Origin of the sequence: Xanthomonas sp. 3075 (assembly GCF_014197275.1) — a bacterium.
GTDB classification, from domain to species: Bacteria; Pseudomonadota; Gammaproteobacteria; order Xanthomonadales; family Xanthomonadaceae; genus Xanthomonas; species Xanthomonas campestris_B.
The window spans coordinates 1-17,179 of sequence record NZ_JACIFI010000002.1 but is presented as its reverse complement, the minus strand read 5'-3'; the positions used below and the strand labels follow the sequence as shown (position 1 = coordinate 17,179).

Below are 17,179 nucleotides of genomic sequence, written 5' to 3'. Positions count from 1 at the left end.
GTTAGATGAGCAAGGGGAACCAGCGCAGGCAGTCGATGTCCAGCGCGCGCACGAGTGCGCCGGTATTGGGGGGGATCTTGGTGTTGCTGGCGGCCTGGTTCGGCTGGAGCGGCTATGCGCAATGGCACCAGGACGCGATTGCCCAGCAACTGGAGCGGGCACGCGACCGCGCGGTGCAGGAGGTGGGCCAGGCGATGTCCAGCCAGGCCAGCCAGCTCGATGCCGTGCTCAAGCAACCGCAGGTGTCGGCCGCACTGGCCGGTGGCGACGCGCTGGCCAGTGCGGCGGCCATCCGCGAACGGGTGAGCGGTGCCGAAGAGGTGCAGGTACTGCCGAGCGATCTCAGTGCCGCCTACGACACACCCAAGGAATTCGGCTACGCGCGACTGAGCCTGCTCGAATCGGCGCTGGTGGCCGGGCGCACGCAGGTGCGCGTGGTGCGCGACGCCAAGCAGGTCCGCCTGGGCGTAGCGGCGGCGGTGAAACTCGGCACCCAGCCGGCCGTGGTCTATGTGCGCCTGCCGCTGCTGCGCCTGACCGGCCCGCTGGATGCGATCGCTGTCCCCGGCAGCGCTTATCTGGCCTTGCGCCAGGGCGGTTTCAACGTCGCCCAGCAGGGCGATGCGGCGTTGGCCGATGCCGCTGAAACGCTGGCCAAGCCGTTGGGAAACAGTGGCCTGCGCGTCGCCGCCGCCGTGCCGCAAAGCGACACTGGCCCGTTGGGGCTTGGCGCGATCGGCTGCGTGATTGTGGCGGCGTTGCTGCTGATCATTGCGGTGCTGGTGGTACTGGCCAGCCGTGGCCGCGTGCGCTTGCCGCGTCGCCGCGTCGCCGGCGCGTCGACTGCCGACGAACCGACCTTCAGTCAGAGCCTGCAGCACGATGTCAGTGTGGCCAGCGAAGCGGGCGTTGCCGAGGAGGGTGCGTCGCCATCGACGCCTGCGCAGGCACCGGTGTCGGTGCCGGTACCTGCGGTGCAGATCGCCGCCGGGATGTTCCGTGCCTACGACATTCGCGGCGTGGTCGGGAAAGATCTCAATTCCGGCGTGGCCGCGTTGATCGGCCAGGCCATCGGCAGCGTGATGCAGGCGCAAGGCCTGCACGACGTCGTGGTGGGTCGCGACGGACGCCTGTCGGGCCCGGAACTTGCCAACGGCCTGATCGAAGGGCTGCGCCGCGCCGGCTGCAACGTGGTCGACATCGGTCTGGCACCCACCCCGGTGGTGTATTTCGGCGCCTACGAATTGCGCGCCGGCAGTTGCGTGGCGGTCACCGGCAGCCACAATCCGCCCGACTACAACGGCTTCAAGATCGTGATCGGCGGCGAGACCCTGTCGGGCGCGGCAATCACCGAGCTGTATCAGCGCATCAGCGAAGGTCGCCTGCACACGGCAGCCACGCCCGGCGAGCTGGAACAGCGCGACATCAGCGATGCCTATATCCAGCGCATCGTTGGCGACGTCTCGCTGGACCGCCCGATCAAGGTGGTGGTGGATGCCGGCAATGGCGTGGGTGGCGACATCGCACCGCGCCTGCTGGAGGCGATCGGTGCCGAGGTCATCCCGTTGTATTGCGAGGTGGACGGCACCTTCCCCAACCACCACCCCGACCCGAGCGAGCCACACAATCTCGGCGATCTGGTGAAGATGGTGCAGCGGTTCGATGCCGACATCGGTGTGGCCTTCGATGGCGATGCCGACCGTCTCGGTGTGGTCACCAAGGAAGGCGCCATCGTGTTCCCTGACCGCCTGCTGATGCTGTTCGCCGCCGATGTGCTGCAGCGCAATCCCGGCGCGCTGGTGATCTACGACGTCAAGTGCACCGGCAAGCTGTCCGACCATGTGCTGCGCAACGGCGGCAGCCCGTTGATGTGGAAGACCGGGCATTCGCTGATCAAGGCCAAGATGCGCGAAACCGACGCCGAACTGGCCGGCGAGATGAGCGGGCACTTCTTCTTCAAGGAACGCTGGTACGGTTTTGACGACGGCATCTACGCCGCCGCCCGCCTGCTGGAAATCCTGGCCCAGCGCGAGGAAACCGCGTCCGAGGTATTGGACGCATTGCCCGACAGCGTGTCCACGCCGGAGATCAAGGTGCCGGTGGACGGCGATGCGCACGCGCTGGTGGCGCGCTTCGTCGAGCGTGCCCAGTCTGGCGAGGAATCGCCATTCGCCTCGGCCCGCGTGTTGACCATCGATGGACTGCGCGCAGACTTCGCCGATGGCTGGGGCCTGCTGCGCGCATCCAACACCACGCCGATCCTGGTGCTGCGGTTCGAAGCCGAATCCGAGGCGGCATTGGAGCGGATTCGCGGCGTGTTCCGCAGTCAATTGCAGGCGCTGTTACCCGAGCATCCGTTGACCTTTTGATCGGCGGTCGGCTGAGGCAATGCATCGGCTGTGCTGTTGCCTGGAGACAGACCGCGCGGCGTGTGGCGAGGTCTCTCGGCCACACGCCGCTTCAAGCCTGGCTGATGGTGGATGTTGAGCGCCATCTACTGCCTGATGAGGGTCAACCTCACAGCGACGTCGTCGTCAGTGGGCCGCACGGTGATCGGAATCGGCATGTGCCACGCGTAACATGCCGGTCCTGGGCGCCGTCCAGGCCCACCTGAGGACAACTGACGAGTTGTTGTCAGCGACCCGAAAGATCCGGCATCTCTGAATTCTGCAGTGGTACAAGGCACCGCTCGATGCGGTCAATGCGCGTGCGGGCCGGCTGCGTTATTGCGGTCGTTACAGCGCAGATGCGATGCGGAGATCGGCAGGATCGGGCCGGACGCCGATGTGCAGCGCATCGACACTCCCGGCAACAGCCTGCTGCATCGGGTCGCGCTCAGCGTAGCGACCAATCCGTAAGGCAGCAGCCACCCGTCGCGCGTCAGCGCGCGTGTGGCGCAGCTATCGCAGCGTCGTCCTTGCGCTCGTCATGCAGCAACCACACCGCGTCCCAATACGGATACGCGCCGATCTGCGCAGCCAATCCTGCGCGCAGCGGCTGTGCGACCAGTGCGCGCGCGAACTGCCGGTGATCGGCATGCGCGGCGAGCGCTGTTGCGTGCATGTCCGGCTGCCACACGGTCCCGCCACGGCCGCGCGCGCGATTGACCGCCTCGGCGGCCGCCTGCCGCGCCATCCCTGCCCATTGCAGCAGCGCTGCCTTGCCCGGGGCTTGCACAAGGCCGCACCAACAGTCGGGCAGCAGCACCCAACACAGCAGCCGTGCATCCCGCCAATGGGCGGGCATCGCCAGCGTGGCCGCCGCCGCCCGGGCGCAACGCCAGTCTGCAAACAGCGGCACCTGCTGATGCGTGTGCAAGCACAAATGCCAGTACGCCGCAGTGGGAACCGGCTCGGACACAGGGCAATGGAGGAGCGCGCTGGACATGACCACAGCATGCCGATGAGCAAACACACGCGGCATCGGCGACGCGCGTCATCTCAGGTCGGTCACCATCGCGTCGCGCTGTACGAAAAAACGCTTTGACCCTAGGGATCGGGCGCCTGGCGTTGTCCACCGTAAGGCAGAGCTGATGCAGCGTGCGTCCTCAGCTTCGATTGCGCAGCCAGCATCACCTCAAAAACCTGGAGACTTGGATCACCGATCACCGCACCGGCGATTCCCCATTCCCCATTCCCCGCTCAATGCACCGCCCGATCCCGCTTCCAACCACGATGCTTCACATCCAGGTACAGGCTGTAGAACGCGGTAAACGCCGGAAACAGGTTCTGCAGCACGCCGACCGAATCCTGCTTGGCCGAGAACACGAAGTAGCTCAGCGTCATCAGGCTGCCGACCACGCTCATGTACCAGAACATGCGCGGAATCACCGGTTTGCCGGCACGTTTTGAAGCGACAAACTGCACCAGCCAGCGGCCGCCGAACATCAGTGCGCCCACATAGCCGATCAGCTTCCAGCCGGTGACATGCAGCCCGGTCCAGTACAGCCAGGTCAGCGGTTGATCCAGCCAATGCAGTTCCATCAGCGCTCCTGCACCACGGTGCGCCTGCTGCGGGTGATCAGCCAGGCCACGCCGCGCAGGTCGCGGATGCCGACCAACGCGCGATTGAGGTTGTTGTACTTGGACACGCCGGCGGTGCGGTGACGGTGGTTCACCGGCACGCTCACCGTGCGCCAGCCGGCGCGCTGCATCAGCGCCGGCAGATAGCGGTGCATATGGTCGAAGTAGGGCAGGTCCAGGAACGCGTCGCGCTCGAACAGCTTGATGCCGCAACCGGTATCGGGGGTGTTGTCCTGCAGCATGCGCGAGCGGATCGCGTTGGCCCACTTGCTGGCCCAGCGCTTGGACCCCGAATCCTGGCGGTTGACCCGCCAGCCGGCGAACAGCTTCACCTGAGTCTCGGCGCTGGCACGCGCGGTCAGCAGTTTGGGGATGTCGGCCGGGTCGTTCTGGCCGTCGCCATCGAGGGTAGCGATCCAGCTTGCACGCGCCGCCTTGACGCCGTTGCGCACTGCCGTGCTCTGGCCGCTCTGGGTCACGTGATGCAGCACGCGCAGTTCCGGCGTGGTGGTCTTCAGGCCTTGCAGCACCGCCAGGGTGTCGTCGCGCGAATGGTCGTCGACATAGACGATTTCGAACGCCACCAATCCGCGCAGCGCGGTGACGATTTCGCCGACCAGCGCGGCGACATTGTCGCGCTCATTGAATACCGGGACGACGACGGAAAGCTGAGGTTGGCTCATGGATTCGTAGTGGCCCGGGTGAAGGCGGAGCGAAAAAGATCGCGCATTGTGCCTTGGCTGTCTGAGCCGGGCATGAAGCAAACGCGCGTTATGTGCATTGAAGCGGGTGCGAAGCGGCCTGTTGCGTACCGCAGACCTGCTGCGCGCCGACGTACTGGGGAGCACGCAGGCTTGTCGGCATTGGCTGGCCTGGCAGGGCTGGCGTCAACCAGGCGCGATCGGCAGCGGGCGTCGCGGATTTCCTGGCGCTGCGTCGGCCAGCTGAGGAGACGCGCCGGCCCGCCGCGCCGCGCTCTACGCACGCGCGCCGAAATAGCTGCGGCACCAGTCCACCACCTGTGGCAGCCCGCGCTCGACCGGGGTGGCCGGCTCGAAGCCGAAGGCCGCCTGCGCGCGCTGGGTATCGGCCATGGTGCGGATCATGTCGCCCGGCTGCATCGGCCGGTAGACCTTCTCGGCCGGGCGCCCGGCGGCCTGGGCGATCACGTCGATGAAGTACTCCAGTTCCACCGGGGTGTGATTGCCCAGGTTGAATACCCGGTGCGGGATCGGCTCGCCGCTGGGCGTGTCCAGCGCGCCCAGCACGCCGGCCACGATGTCGTCGACGAAGGTGAAATCGCGCTGCATCCTGCCGTGGTTGAACACTTCGATCGGGCGCCCGGCCAGTACCGCGCGGCTGAAGATCAGCGGCGCCATGTCCGGCCGTCCCCACGGGCCATACACGGTGAAGAAGCGCAGCCCGGTCGCGCGCAGGCCGTACAGCTGCGCATAGGTGTAGCCCATCAGCTCGTTGGCAGCCTTGGTCGCGGCATACAGCGAGCGCGGCTGATCCACGCGCTGGTCTTCCGAGAACGGCGGGGTGGCCGAATCGCCGTACACCGAACTACTCGAGGCATACACCAGATGCTGCACGCCGCGATGCCGGCACAGCTCGAGCATGTTGACGAAGCCGACCAGGTTGCTGTCGACGTAAGCGGACGGGTTTTCCAGCGAATACCGCACCCCGGCCTGCGCGGCCAGATGCACCACCCGGATGGGTTGGATCTCGTCGAACAGCGCGGCCAGTCCGTCGCGATCGGTCAGATCCAGCGTGCGGATGTCGATGCCAGGGCACAGCGCCGCCACCCGGTCGCGCTTGAGCTGCGGGTCGTAGTAGCTGTTGTAGTTGTCCAGGCCCACCACCGTCTCACCGCGCGCGGCCAGCGCGCGGCAGGTATAGGCGCCGATGAAGCCGGCAGCGCCGGTCACGAGAATGGTCATGGTCGTCGTTGTCCTGGATGTTGCAGAAGCGGAAGAGGGGCGCGGTGACCGCTGCGCCTGCGCTGCGGCGTCCGATCGCGGTCAGTGGCGGACGCACTCAGCCCAGGCTGAGCGGTGCTTCGGTGGCCAGCTTGGCCTTGCGTTCCTTGCTGAAGCTCCACCAGGACTGCGGCGCTTCGCCTTGCATGAAGCGCACGATCGACAAAAACACATCGATCACGCAGGGGTCGTGCAACACGCCGGTGCGCAGGCACAGTTGCGCATACATGTCGTAGGCGTCGCGGCCGCGCAGCTGCGCAGGCACGCGGATGCCGATCAGGCGCAGATCCTTTTCGCAGGCCGGCCCGACGTTCGGCAGGTCGGTCAGACACAGCAGATGGTGGCGATCTACCTTGGTGGGGTTCATGGCCGGGAGGATCCTCTGGCGCAGGCGTCGGGGGTCAGCCGCGCTGCGCGCGTAGCCGTTCCAGCACGCCGTCCAGCGTGTCCAGGTCGCTGTAATGGATCACCAGCTTGCCCTTGCCGCCGCGGCCGTGGTTGAACACCACCTTGGTGCCCAGCGATTCGGACAGTTCGGTCTGCAGCGAGGCGATATCGGCCTGCGGTGCAACCGCCACCGGCTTGCCCTTGCGCAGCGCGCCGGGCACTTTGCCGGCCGCGAACTGCTGCGCGCGGTGTTCCACTTCGCGCACCGACCAGCCCTGGTCGGCCGCTTCCTGCGCCAGCTTGCTGGCCAGCTCCGGCGCCAGGGTGAGCAGCGCGCGCGCATGGCCCATTTCCAGGCGGCGGGTTTCAAGCAGGACGCGGATGGCCACCGGCAATTCAAGCAGGCGCAGCAGGTTGGAGACGGACGCACGCGAGCGGCCCACCGCACCGGCGGCCTCGGCGTGGGTCAGCGAAAATTCGTCGATCAGCCGGTGCAGCGCCTGCGCTTCTTCCAGCGGGTTGAGGTCTTCGCGCTGGATGTTCTCGATCAGCGCCATCGCGATGACAGTGCGGTCGTCCAGCTCGCGCACCACCACCGGCACCTCGGTCAGCCCGGCCAGTTGCGAGGCGCGCCAGCGGCGTTCGCCGGCCACGATCTCGAACTGCCCCGGCGCCAGTTCGCGCGCCACGATCGGCTGGATCACGCCCTGCGCCTTGATCGACTCCGCCAGCTCGGCCAGCTTGACCTCGTCCATCTCCCGGCGCGGCTGGTACTTGCCCGGCTGCAACTGGGTCACCGGCAGCTTGCGCAGGCTGTCGCCCGGCTGCAATGCCTCGTCGGTGGCGCCGGCCGGCGTGGCCGCCGCCGCTGCGGCCTTCGGCCCCAACAGCGCTTCCAGGCCACGGCCCAGGCCACGCTTTTTTGCGGGGATCGGCTTGTTCATCAGACGGTCTCCACGGGCCGGTAGGCCTTGTTGCGGTCGTTCTGCCGGCGCACGATCTCGCCCGCCAGGCCCAGGTACGCCACGCCACCGCGCGAGGTGCGGTCGTAGCCGACGATGCTCTGGCCATGGCTGGGCGCCTCGGCCAGGCGCACGTTACGCGGCACGATGGTGCGGAACACCTTGTCGCCGAAGTGCTCGGTCAGCTCGGCCGACACCGCGTTGGCCAGGTTGTTGCGGATGTCGAACATGGTGCGCAGCACACCCTCGATTTCCAGCGTCGGATTGAGGTTGGCACGCAGCGCTTCGATGGTTTCCAGCAGCGCGGTCAGCCCTTCCAGTGCGTAGTACTCGCACTGCATCGGCACGATGATCGAATCGGCCGCGGTCAGGGCATTGAGCGTCAGCAGCGACAACGCCGGCGGGCAGTCGATCAGGATGAAGTCGTACTCGTCGCGGATCGGCGCCAGCGCGCGCTTGAGCCGCTGCTCGCGCTCGCCCTGGTCCATTAGCTGGATCTCGGCGGCGGTCAGGTCGATATTGCCGGGCAGCAGGTCGAAGCCTTCCGGCGCGGTCACCCGGATCTCGGCAGCGGTGTTCTCGCCCAGCAGCAGGTCGCAGGTCGAGGCGGCCACATCGCGCTTGTCGATGCCGCTGCCCATGGTGGCGTTGCCCTGCGAGTCCAGATCCACCAGCAACACACGCTTGGGCGCGCGCGCCAGGCCGGCCGCCAGATTGACCGCAGTCGTGGTCTTGCCGACGCCGCCTTTCTGGTTGGCAATGGCGATGATCCGGGCCATGCGGGAGAGCCTCGTGGGCAAGGAGTAAGACCGGCCATTATGCGGGCAGGGCGGCGGATCGGGAAATGCTGGCCGCCGCAATGTGCCGCACGGGCAGGAATGCCGGCTGAGCCGGTCAGCTGGCGGGCGTGGAGCCGTCTGGCGGCTGCTTCATGGCCCGGTAGCGCACCAGGATGTCGGCGATCTCGCTGTCCAGCGCCAGCCGCTGCTGCTCGAAGCCGGTTTGCAGGCGCAACTGGGCCAGCAGCTCGCGATGGCGCTGCTGGATGTCGCCGGCCAGCTTGTCGGCGATGGCCTGGCCGGCCAGTTCGCGGTCGCCGGCGGCACGCAGCAGGCTGGTCAGCCCTTCGCGCAGGCTGGTCACGTTGAAGCGCGCGGTATGGATGTTGTTGTCGATGATGGCAATGCGCTCGTTGAACACCCGGCGCAGGTCGTCCTCGCTCTGATACGACATCAACATCGCCTGGTCGGTGCGCTGGCGCATCTGCTCGGCGGCCAGATCGGCCTGGCGTTGCTGCTCGCTGGCAGCGGCGGCGGCACGCTCGTCGCTGCTCATCGCGCGCTGCACCTCGGCGCTGCGCATGCCGCTCTTGGCATTGAATTCGTCGCGCGCCTGGTTGACCGCCTCCGGCGGCAACGTATCGCTGCACACGCGCGCACCGTTCTGGTTCCAGCAATACAGTTTTTTCGCCGCCGCCGGCCTGTCCTGCGCGGTGGCGGTTGCAGCGACCATGGCCGCCGCAACGGCGGCGAGTAACGCCAAACCTGTGAGTCTCGGCATCATCGCAGCCCCCTGTCGCCTGCCGTCAGCCTGTGGTGTCGGTGCCGTAGCGGCCACGATAGGCCAGCAGCGGTTCCCGGTAGCCCACAAGGTCGGCGTTTCCTGCCGCAAAAGCAAGCAGGTCGGCCAGGTCGGCCACCGCGATCACCGGGATGCCGGCCTCGGCCGCCACTGCCTGCGCGGCCGAGCGGCGATCCTGCTCCGAAGCGATTTCCTGCCGGTCCAGCGCGACGACAATCCCCGCCGGAACCCCGCCGGCCGCGCGAATGATGCCCAGCGCCTCGCGGATCGCGGTGCCGGCGGTGATCACGTCGTCGACGATCAATACCTTGCGCCCGGCCAGCGGCGCGCCGATCAGCATGCCGCCTTCGCCATGGTCCTTGGCCTCCTTGCGATTGAACGCCAGCGGCAGGTCGCGCCCGCGCCCGGCGTAGGCGCAGGCCAGCGCGGTCGCCAACGGAATGCCCTTGTAGGCCGGGCCGAACAACAGATCGAACTCCACCCCGGCCGCATCGATCGCATCGGCATAGCACTGCGCCAACTGCGCGGTCTTGGCGCCCGAATCGAAGCGCCCGGCATTGAAGAAATACGGACTGCGCCGCCCGGACTTGAGCGTGAACTCGCCAAAGCGCAGGGCATCGGCATCCAGGGCCAGCTGCAGGAAACGGGTGCGGTGGTCGGTCATTGACGGGAATGGGGAATGGAGAATCGGGAATGGTAAACGCATCGCGCCTCGGCAGCCTTCGTGGCTGCGCTGGGGTAGGCTTTACGATTCCCCATTCCCAACTCCCCATTCCCGGCCCTTATGCGCATCATCAGTTTCAACGCCAACGGCCTGCGCTCGGCCGTCACCAAGGGTTTCTTCGAGTGGTTCGCCGACCAGGACGCCGACGTGCTGTGCGTGCAGGAGACCAAGGCCCAGGAGCATCAGCTGGCCGGTCCCAAGTTCCTGCCCACCGGTTACAAGGCCTGGTTCCGCGATGCCAGCACCAAGAAGGGCTACAGCGGCGTGGCGATCTACAGCCGGCACGAGCCCGATGAAGTGCGCACCGCGCTGGGCTGGCCCGAGTTCGACGAGGAAGGCCGCTATGTCGAAGCGCGCTTCGGCAACCTCAGCGTGGTGTCCTTCTATATTCCGTCCGGCTCTTCGGGCGAGTTGCGCCAGGGCTACAAGTTCCAGGTGATGGAATGGCTGCGGCCGATCCTGGACGAATGGCTGGCCAGCGGCCGTCAGTACGTGCTGTGCGGCGACTGGAACATCGTGCGCTCGGCGCTGGACATCAAGAACTGGAAGTCCAACCAGAAGAATTCCGGTTGCCTGCCGCCCGAACGCGACTGGCTCAACGGCCTGTGCGCCGATGTGCTGGAAGACGTCAACGCCGCCAGCGGCCGCGGCTGGGTCGATACCTACCGCGTGCTGCATCCCGAGGGCCAGGACTACACCTGGTGGAGCAACCGCGGCGCGGCGCGCACCAACAATGTCGGTTGGCGCATCGACTACCAACTGGTCACCCCCGGTCTGCGCGACAAGGTGAAGGCCTGCTCCATCTACCGCGAGCAGCGCTTCTCCGACCACGCACCGTACATCGTGGATTACGCGCAGTGAGCGAAGTGGCCAAGCCACGCAGACGTTGGCAGCAAGTGCTGACCAACCTGCGGCAGCGCAAAGTGCTGACGATGCTGATGCTGGGCTTCAGTTCCGGCCTGCCGCTGTACCTGGTGGGCAACACGCTCGGCTTCTGGATGCGCAAGGAGGGCATCGATCTGGAGACGATCGGTTTCCTGTCCTGGGTGGGCCTGGCCTACACCATGAAGTTTTTCTGGGCGCCGATTGTCGACAAGACCGACGTGCCGCTGTTTGGACGGCTGGGCCGCCGTCGCGGCTGGATGCTGCTGTCACAAGTCGTCGTGGCGATGGGTCTGGTCGGGATGGCCTGGGTCCAGCCCAGGGGCGGCCAAGTACTGGTGCTGGGCATCGTCTGGGAACACCTGGTGGTATTCGGGGTCATGGCGGTAGTAGTTGCCTTTGCCTCGGCCACGCAGGACATCGTCATCGACGCCTGGCGTATCGAGAGTGCCGACAACACCGAGCAACTCGGCCTGCTGACGTCCTCCTCGGCGTTGGGCTATCGCTCGGCCCTATTGGTGACCGATGCACTGATCCTGATCATCGCCGCGCGCGTGGGTTGGCAGGTGTCTTATGACGTCATGGCTGCGTTGATGGCGCTAGGCGTGGTCGCCGTGGCGATGGCCCCAGAGCCTGCTCGCGAAATAGTGGCCGTGCAGGCGCAGGCAGCGCGGCTGTGGACACCGCGCGGGCTGTTCGACGCGATCGCCGGGCCGTTCCTGGCCTTTATCCGCGAACACCGCAGCGGTGCACTCCTGATCTTGGTGGCCATCAGCGTCTACCGCATGGCTGATTTCGTGATGGGTCCGATGGCCAATCCGTTCTACGTTGACCTTGGCTTGTCCGAAGACACCGTCGGCGCCATCCGTGGTTCGGTGGGGCTGATCGCCACCTTCGCCGGCATCGCTGCGGCCGGGTTGGTCTCTGTACGCTGGGGTGTGCTGGCGACATTGATGGCTGGCGCGGTGTTGGGTCCTTGCTCGAATCTGGCATTTGCCTGGTTAGCGTATGTCGGCCCGGATACCACCAAATTTGCGGTGGCGATGGCAATCGACAACTTCGCCAATGGCTTCGCCAGCACTGCGCTGATCGCCTACATGTCCAGCCTGACCAGCATCGGTTACACGGCGACCCAATATGCGCTGCTTAGTTCGTTCTATGCCATGCCCGGCAAGGCCTTGAAGGGCTTCTCTGGTTGGTCGGTGCAGGCCTTATCACAGGGGCGAACGCTTCTGGAGGGCTACGCCCTGTTCTTCGTTGGTACCGCGCTGATTGCGATTCCTGTCGTGATCCTGTGCGGGATGCTGATCCTGCAACAGCGTCGGCGCACTGCGGTGACCTGACGGTTGCAGGGCAGGCTGTCGCTGCGGGATGATCGCCCGACTCGCCTAGGGGCGGCGCTTTGCAGACAGGGAGTAGGCATGACCGATCTGGTAGTGCGGGACATCGATCCGGTGCTGGTGGACAGGATCCGCCGCATTTCCGTGGCGCGGGGCTGGACCCAGCACCAGACCGTGCTGCATCTGCTCGAACAAGGCCTGTTTTCCAGCGAATACGAAGTCGCCGGTGGCCTGCAGCATCCGGAAGTCGACGCATTGGCCGACGCGATCGCCGCGCTCAAGGCGCTGCCGGCGGGAAATCATCCCTAGGCGACGGCTGCGTCCTGGGCAGTAAAGCATGCTCGCCGGTGATCGCAGCCGCGCACGATCAAACGCGGTGAGACGCGTGGTGTCGCCAAGAGAAGGCGTCTCGCTGACGCCGCCTCAAGGCTCGGTAGAGTGCCTGACGCTCGTCCGGCGGCCCTGAACCCCAATGCCGTGCGGAGGATGCGGACCAAGCAACACGGGCCAGGCATCGGCCATCTCCCATGCCGCGCAACCGGGCTCACGCCGGATGGATCGCCCCGAGCAAGCGCGGGCCCGCCGCCCCGGTCACCGACGGCAGATTGGCTGCACGTCCCGCGAGCAGCTCCGCTGCCAACCACGCAAATCCCATCGCCTCCAGATAATCCGGGTCCAGCCCATGCCGCGCGCTGGATTCCACCACCACGTTCGGCAACCGCGCCGCCAATCGCGCCATCAACACCGGATTACGCACCCCGCCACCGCACACCAGCATGCGGCGCGTATCGGGTTGCAGCCGCAGCAACGCATCGGCCACGCTGGCTGCGGTGAGTTCGAGCAAGGTTGCCTGCACATCGGCCGCAGTCGCGGTCCCTGTCGACTGCATTGCCTGCAGCGCCCAGCCCAGATGGAACTGCTCGCGCCCGGTGCTCTTGGGTGGCGCCAGCGCAAACCACGGGTCGGCCAACAACGCGTTTAGCAGCGCCGCATCGACCTGGCCGCTGGCGGCAAACCTACCGTCGGCATCGAAGGCGGTGCCTTGATGCTGCTGGCACCAGCTGTCCAGCAATGCATTGGCCGGGCCGGTATCGAAGCCCAGCACTGCGCCGTTGCGCGGGATCAACGTCAGGTTGCCGATGCCGCCCAGATTGAGCACCGCGCGATCTTCATCGCCCGCGCCCAGCATGGCCAGATGGAAGGCCGGCATCAGCGGCGCGCCCTGACCACCGGCGGCCACGTCGCGACGGCGGAAATCGGCCACCGTGGTAATGCCGGTGTGCTCGGCAATCCGGCTGGCATCGCCGATCTGCCAGGTGAACGCGGGGTCCGCCTTTGGCCGATGGCGAATGGTCTGCCCATGCGAACCGATCGCGCGGATGCGGCCACGCTCGATGCCGCTGTCGTCGATCAGCTGATTGGCCGCAGCCGCAAACGCCAGCCCCACTTGCGCGTCCAGTTGTCCAAGCGTATCGATGGCGATGACCTCGGCACCCTGGCCCAACGTCACCAACGTCTCGCGCAGCTGCGGCTCCCAGGCCACCGTCGTGCCTGCGACCAGGTCGCAGCGTCGGTGGCTGTCGTCGGCAAAGCGCACCAGCGCGGCATCGATGCCATCGGCGCTGGTGCCCGACATCAGGCCCAGATAGAGCGGGGATTCCTTGAGTTCCAGAGCAGACATGCCAGAGCCGGTTGCGTCGCAATCGCCCAGCTTGTGCAGCCGGGGCGGGTGAGTCAACCGGCGCCGCACGCAGCGCGACAGCACCAATGGACGCTGCGCTTACCAGGCGAGCAGTCCACATGCAGTGCCGACGATCGCGTAGGCATCACGGTGTCGGCTTGTCGCTGGCGGCACTGGGCGCTCGACAGGCTTTGCGTGAGCTAAAACTTCATTGGCGAATGGATGCGCGGTCGTTCAAGCGGCTGCCGTTGATCGGTCAGCCGCTGAGAGGTCCGCCGCACCCACTCAACCGCGTGACTTGCCCTTGGCAGGCTTGGCGGCGTCGGCGTAGATCAACTTCTCCATGCCTTCGATACGCGCCAGTGCCGGTGCGGTCTGCGCGCGGAACGCTGCAAGCTCGGCGCCCTGCAACGGTTCCGGCGGCGGCATGGTCACCGACATCGGGTTGCGCTGCTGCCCGGCCACGCGGAATTCGTAATGCAGATGCGGGCCGGTGGCCAGGCCGGTCATGCCGACATAGCCGATCACCGTGCCCTGGTTGATGCGCTGGCCGGCCTTGATCTTGCCGAAGCGCGACATATGCCCGTACAGCGTGCTGAAGTTCTTGCCGTGGTCCAGGATCACCACATTGCCGTAGCCGCGCTGGGTTCCGACGAACACCACCCGTGCATCGCCAGCGGCCATGATCGGCGTACCGGAAGCGGCTGCGTAGTCCACGCCTTTGTGCATGCGCATCGTGCCCAGCACCGGATGCCGGCGTGCACCAAAGGTCGAGCTGATACGGCTGTAAGCCACCGGCATGCGGATAAAGCTCTTCTTCAACGGCCGGCCGGTGATGTCGAAATACTCGGCCGGCTTGCCGGCGCGTTCGAAGCGGAAGCCGGTATAGGTCTTGCCGCCGGTGGTAAAGGTCGCCGCCAGGATGTCGCCAGTGCTGATCCGCTCGCCCTCGCGCCAGGTCTCATCCATCACCACGCTGAAACGGTCGCCCGGCTGCAGGTCCTTGTCGAAGTCGATGTCGTACTTGAAGATCTCGTCGGTCATGGTCGCCACTGCCGCAGGCGATAGCCCCGACTTGCCGGCAGATGCATACAGCGAGCTACTGATTTCACCGCTTGCCACCACCGTGCGCGTGGTCGTTGCGCGCTCGGTGACGTTCTCGCGCACGCTGTCGCCCAGCAGACGCAGTTCCACACGATGGCTGTCGTCGCGATCGAAGCGCAGTGCACGCAGCTCGCCCGGAGTCGGCATATCGAAGGCGATCTCGGCGCCCGGACGCAGCTTGGTCAGCGCTTCCTTGGTGCCCGGATGCGCCAGCACCTGATACATCACGGTGGTCGGAATTCCCAGCTCGCCGAACAAGGCGCTCAGCGTCTGGCCCGACTTGACCTGCACAATGTTCCAGTCAGGGCTCGGTGCCAACTGCTTGCGGCTAGGGACCAATGGCGGCAGCGGCAAGGCCAGCGTGGAATGGCCCGATAACGGCGTCTCGATGGCGTTGGAGAAACCCGGCACGATCGTGGCGACCAGCGCACCGATGGTGGCAAACAGGCTGGCATGGATCCAGTGGCGACGCGTCCAACGGTCGTTGAATGCCGCCGGAAGATGAGCCTTGAGCTTGCGATGCAGGGCAGTGTCGTGGAGGACGTGGAGGCGTTCTTGAAAGCGCCGCTTGCGTGCACGGCCCTGCTCTGAATTCTGCATCGTTCAAATTCCTCGGTGGCTCGAAGTGCGAGCCCAATCGCCGGTACCATAGACAGCCTGTAACAGCGCGTCAAACCATTGAGCCTGTTCGTTATTTTCAATTGGCGTGGAATTAACCCACGTTTAACATCGTTCACGTTTTTGACGGCAAGCGCCGCTGGAGCCTGTAGTTGGCCACTCTCGAAGAATCCCTCGCACTCATCGGCCGTGGCGCCGACGAGATCCTCAAGCTCGATCAGCTTCAAGCGCGGCTGGAATCCGGCGTCCCCTTGCGGGTGAAGGCCGGCTTCGATCCCACCGCGCCGGATCTGCATCTGGGCCACACCGTGCTGCTCAACAAGATGCGGCAGTTCCAGCAGCTCGGGCACCAGGTGATCTTCCTGATCGGCGACTTCACCGGCATGATCGGCGACCCGAGCGGCAAGAACGTCACCCGCAAGCCGCTCAGCCGCGACGATGTGCTGGCCAACGCGCGCACCTATGAGGAGCAGGTCTTCAAGATCCTGGACCGTGAACGTACCGAGGTGCGCTTCAACTCCGAGTGGTTCGGCCAGATGACGGCGGCGGACATGATCAAGCTGTCGGCCCAGCACACCGTGGCGCGCATGCTGGAGCGCGACGACTTCGCCAAGCGCTTTGCCGGCCAGCAGCCGATCGCCATCCACGAGTTCCTGTATCCATTGGTCCAGGGCTACGACTCGGTCGCCCTGCGGGCGGACGTCGAATTGGGCGGTACCGACCAGAAGTTCAACCTTCTAATGGGGCGCGGCCTGCAGGAGCACTACGGCCAGGCTCCGCAGGTCGTGCTGACCATGCCGCTGCTGGAAGGCCTGGATGGCGTGGCCAAGATGTCCAAGTCGCTGGGCAATTACATCGGCATCAACGAGCCAGCCATCGACATCGTCACCAAGACCATGAAGATCGGCGACGAGCTGACCTGGCGCTGGATCGAGTTGCTGTCCTTCGATATCGGCGTGGCCGAGGCCGCGCGCCTGAAAGCGCAGGTCGCCTCGGGCGAACTGCACCCGCGCGAGGTGAAACTGCGATTGGCGCGCGAGCTCACTGCACGTTTCCACGACGCCGCCACCGCAGAGCAGGCCATCGCTGGCTGGCATGCCGTGGTGACGGGGCAGGGCGACACCAGCTTGTTGCCGCTGCAAGAGGTTGCCGTGCCGGCCGAGGGGGTGCGGATCGCAAGCCTGCTCACCGCTGCCGGCCTGACCCCCAGTAATTCGGAAGCCACGCGCAAGCTCAAGGAGCGCGCGGTCAAGATCGATGGTGAAGTGGTCGAGGACCTCGCGCGCCAGTTCGGCCCAGGCTTTGAAGGCGTCATCCAGGTAGGCAAACGCAATTTCGCCCGCATCGCTTTGGTGAGTGGCTGAGCGTTACAGGTTGCTGCAGGGCGGCAACCCACTGGCCTTGCAGCAACCTATTAGTAGGCGTCAGCACCTCTGTCTACGGTCAGACGCGTGCCGCAGTTAGCTTCCACGCCGGGTTGGCAGTACCGCAATAGAAATAGTGAAAATTTTTTCACAAAACGCTTCCAAAACGCTCCGTGCGGGTCTATAGTTCGCCTCCCCCGACGCAACGGCCCCGCAAACGCGGAACCAGAGCAAAAGGGTTCGAAAATCCCCTGAATTTAGGGTGTTGACGAAACGCAAAAGCCGGCTATGATGGGCGGCTCGCTACACGGAAAGACGCTACGGCGGATTGAGGTGCAGCGGCGGCAACATCCTCTTCACGAGGGGTTGACGGAGATGAAAAGCCTGCTAATATGGCCGGCTCGCTTCGCAGAAAACCTTCGGGTGGAAACGAAGCGGCGTCAACCACCTCGGAAACAAGGTGTTGACGGTAAGAAAAAGTCCGCTATACTAGGCGGCTCGCTTCGACGGAAACGACGAAGCTGACGGGAAC

16 protein-coding genes are annotated in these 17,179 nt (G+C 65.7%); 5 read left to right on the top strand and 11 right to left on the bottom strand.

Features of this window, described 5'->3' with window-relative positions:
• Window positions 1–5 precede the first annotated feature (5 nt).
• On the top strand, window positions 6–2,369 hold the full coding sequence (locus GGR62_RS02030; RefSeq protein WP_184406344.1) for a phosphomannomutase/phosphoglucomutase: 2,364 nt from the start codon (window positions 6–8) through the stop codon (window positions 2,367–2,369).
• Between the two features lie 511 nt (window positions 2,370–2,880).
• Here GGR62_RS02030 and GGR62_RS02025 read toward each other — a convergent pair.
• The 9 genes from GGR62_RS02025 to pyrE all read right to left on the bottom strand — a co-directional run bounded on the left by GGR62_RS02025 (window position 2,881) and on the right by pyrE (window position 9,598).
• The gene (locus GGR62_RS02025; RefSeq protein ID WP_184406343.1) at window positions 2,881–3,423 is read right to left on the bottom strand and encodes a hypothetical protein; all 543 of its coding nucleotides are present in this window, start codon (window positions 3,421–3,423) and stop codon (window positions 2,881–2,883) included.
• 218 nt (window positions 3,424–3,641) lie between these two features.
• Complete coding sequence (locus tag GGR62_RS02020; protein ID WP_039816706.1) at window positions 3,642–3,983, bottom strand: lipid-A-disaccharide synthase N-terminal domain-containing protein; 342 nt, start codon at window positions 3,981–3,983, stop codon at window positions 3,642–3,644.
• Entirely contained in the window at window positions 3,983–4,705 is a 723-nt protein-coding gene (locus tag GGR62_RS02015) for a glycosyltransferase family 2 protein (RefSeq protein WP_184406342.1), read from the bottom strand. The genes GGR62_RS02020 and GGR62_RS02015 overlap by 1 nt, the downstream gene beginning before the upstream one ends.
• Window positions 4,706–4,999: 294 nt before the next feature.
• Window positions 5,000–5,965 (bottom strand): NAD-dependent epimerase/dehydratase family protein, encoded by a 966-nt coding sequence (locus tag GGR62_RS02010; protein ID WP_184406341.1) that lies wholly within the window; start codon window positions 5,963–5,965, stop codon window positions 5,000–5,002.
• A gap of 97 nt (window positions 5,966–6,062) precedes the next feature.
• Complete coding sequence (locus tag GGR62_RS02005) at window positions 6,063–6,371, bottom strand: helix-hairpin-helix domain-containing protein (protein ID WP_184406340.1); 309 nt, start codon at window positions 6,369–6,371, stop codon at window positions 6,063–6,065.
• Window positions 6,372–6,405: 34 nt separating this feature from the next.
• The gene (locus GGR62_RS02000; RefSeq protein WP_184406339.1) at window positions 6,406–7,335 is read right to left on the bottom strand and encodes a ParB/RepB/Spo0J family partition protein; all 930 of its coding nucleotides are present in this window, start codon (window positions 7,333–7,335) and stop codon (window positions 6,406–6,408) included.
• Window positions 7,335–8,132, bottom strand: coding sequence for an AAA family ATPase (locus GGR62_RS01995; RefSeq protein WP_184406338.1), 798 nt, complete (start codon window positions 8,130–8,132; stop codon window positions 7,335–7,337). The genes GGR62_RS02000 and GGR62_RS01995 overlap by 1 nt, the downstream gene beginning before the upstream one ends.
• Before the next feature lie 115 nt (window positions 8,133–8,247).
• On the bottom strand, window positions 8,248–8,916 hold the full coding sequence (locus GGR62_RS01990; protein ID WP_184406337.1) for a hypothetical protein: 669 nt from the start codon (window positions 8,914–8,916) through the stop codon (window positions 8,248–8,250).
• Between the two features lie 22 nt (window positions 8,917–8,938).
• Complete coding sequence (gene pyrE, locus GGR62_RS01985; RefSeq protein ID WP_184406336.1) at window positions 8,939–9,598, bottom strand: orotate phosphoribosyltransferase; 660 nt, start codon at window positions 9,596–9,598, stop codon at window positions 8,939–8,941.
• A 120-nt stretch (window positions 9,599–9,718) separates the two neighbouring features.
• Here pyrE and GGR62_RS01980 point away from each other — a divergent pair, with 120 nt between their 5' ends.
• The 3 genes from GGR62_RS01980 (at window position 9,719) to GGR62_RS01970 (ending at window position 12,189) form a co-directional block, all read left to right on the top strand.
• Window positions 9,719–10,519 carry an exodeoxyribonuclease III gene (locus GGR62_RS01980; protein ID WP_184406335.1) on the top strand — a complete coding sequence of 267 codons (801 nt, stop codon included), beginning with the start codon at window positions 9,719–9,721 and terminating at the stop codon, window positions 10,517–10,519.
• Complete coding sequence (locus GGR62_RS01975) at window positions 10,516–11,883, top strand: MFS transporter (RefSeq protein WP_184406334.1); 1,368 nt, start codon at window positions 10,516–10,518, stop codon at window positions 11,881–11,883. Before GGR62_RS01980 ends, GGR62_RS01975 begins: the two co-directional genes overlap by 4 nt.
• 78 nt (window positions 11,884–11,961) lie before the next feature.
• Window positions 11,962–12,189 carry a hypothetical protein gene (locus tag GGR62_RS01970; RefSeq protein WP_184406333.1) on the top strand — a complete coding sequence of 76 codons (228 nt, stop codon included), beginning with the start codon at window positions 11,962–11,964 and terminating at the stop codon, window positions 12,187–12,189.
• 235 nt (window positions 12,190–12,424) lie between these two features.
• Here GGR62_RS01970 and GGR62_RS01965 read toward each other — a convergent pair whose 3' ends face one another.
• Both GGR62_RS01965 and GGR62_RS01960 read right to left on the bottom strand, forming a co-directional pair.
• Window positions 12,425–13,561 (bottom strand): anhydro-N-acetylmuramic acid kinase, encoded by a 1,137-nt coding sequence (locus tag GGR62_RS01965; RefSeq protein WP_184406332.1) that lies wholly within the window; start codon window positions 13,559–13,561, stop codon window positions 12,425–12,427.
• A gap of 285 nt (window positions 13,562–13,846) precedes the next feature.
• Window positions 13,847–15,265 carry a M23 family metallopeptidase gene (locus tag GGR62_RS01960; protein WP_184406331.1) on the bottom strand — a complete coding sequence of 473 codons (1,419 nt, stop codon included), beginning with the start codon at window positions 15,263–15,265 and terminating at the stop codon, window positions 13,847–13,849.
• Between the two features lie 170 nt (window positions 15,266–15,435).
• On the opposite strand from GGR62_RS01960, the gene tyrS reads away from it, so the two are divergent.
• Window positions 15,436–16,647: a tyrosine--tRNA ligase gene (gene tyrS / locus GGR62_RS01955; protein ID WP_184406330.1), complete on the top strand. Its 1,212-nt coding sequence runs from the start codon at window positions 15,436–15,438 to the stop codon at window positions 16,645–16,647.
• The last annotated feature ends 532 nt before the right edge of the window (window positions 16,648–17,179 follow it).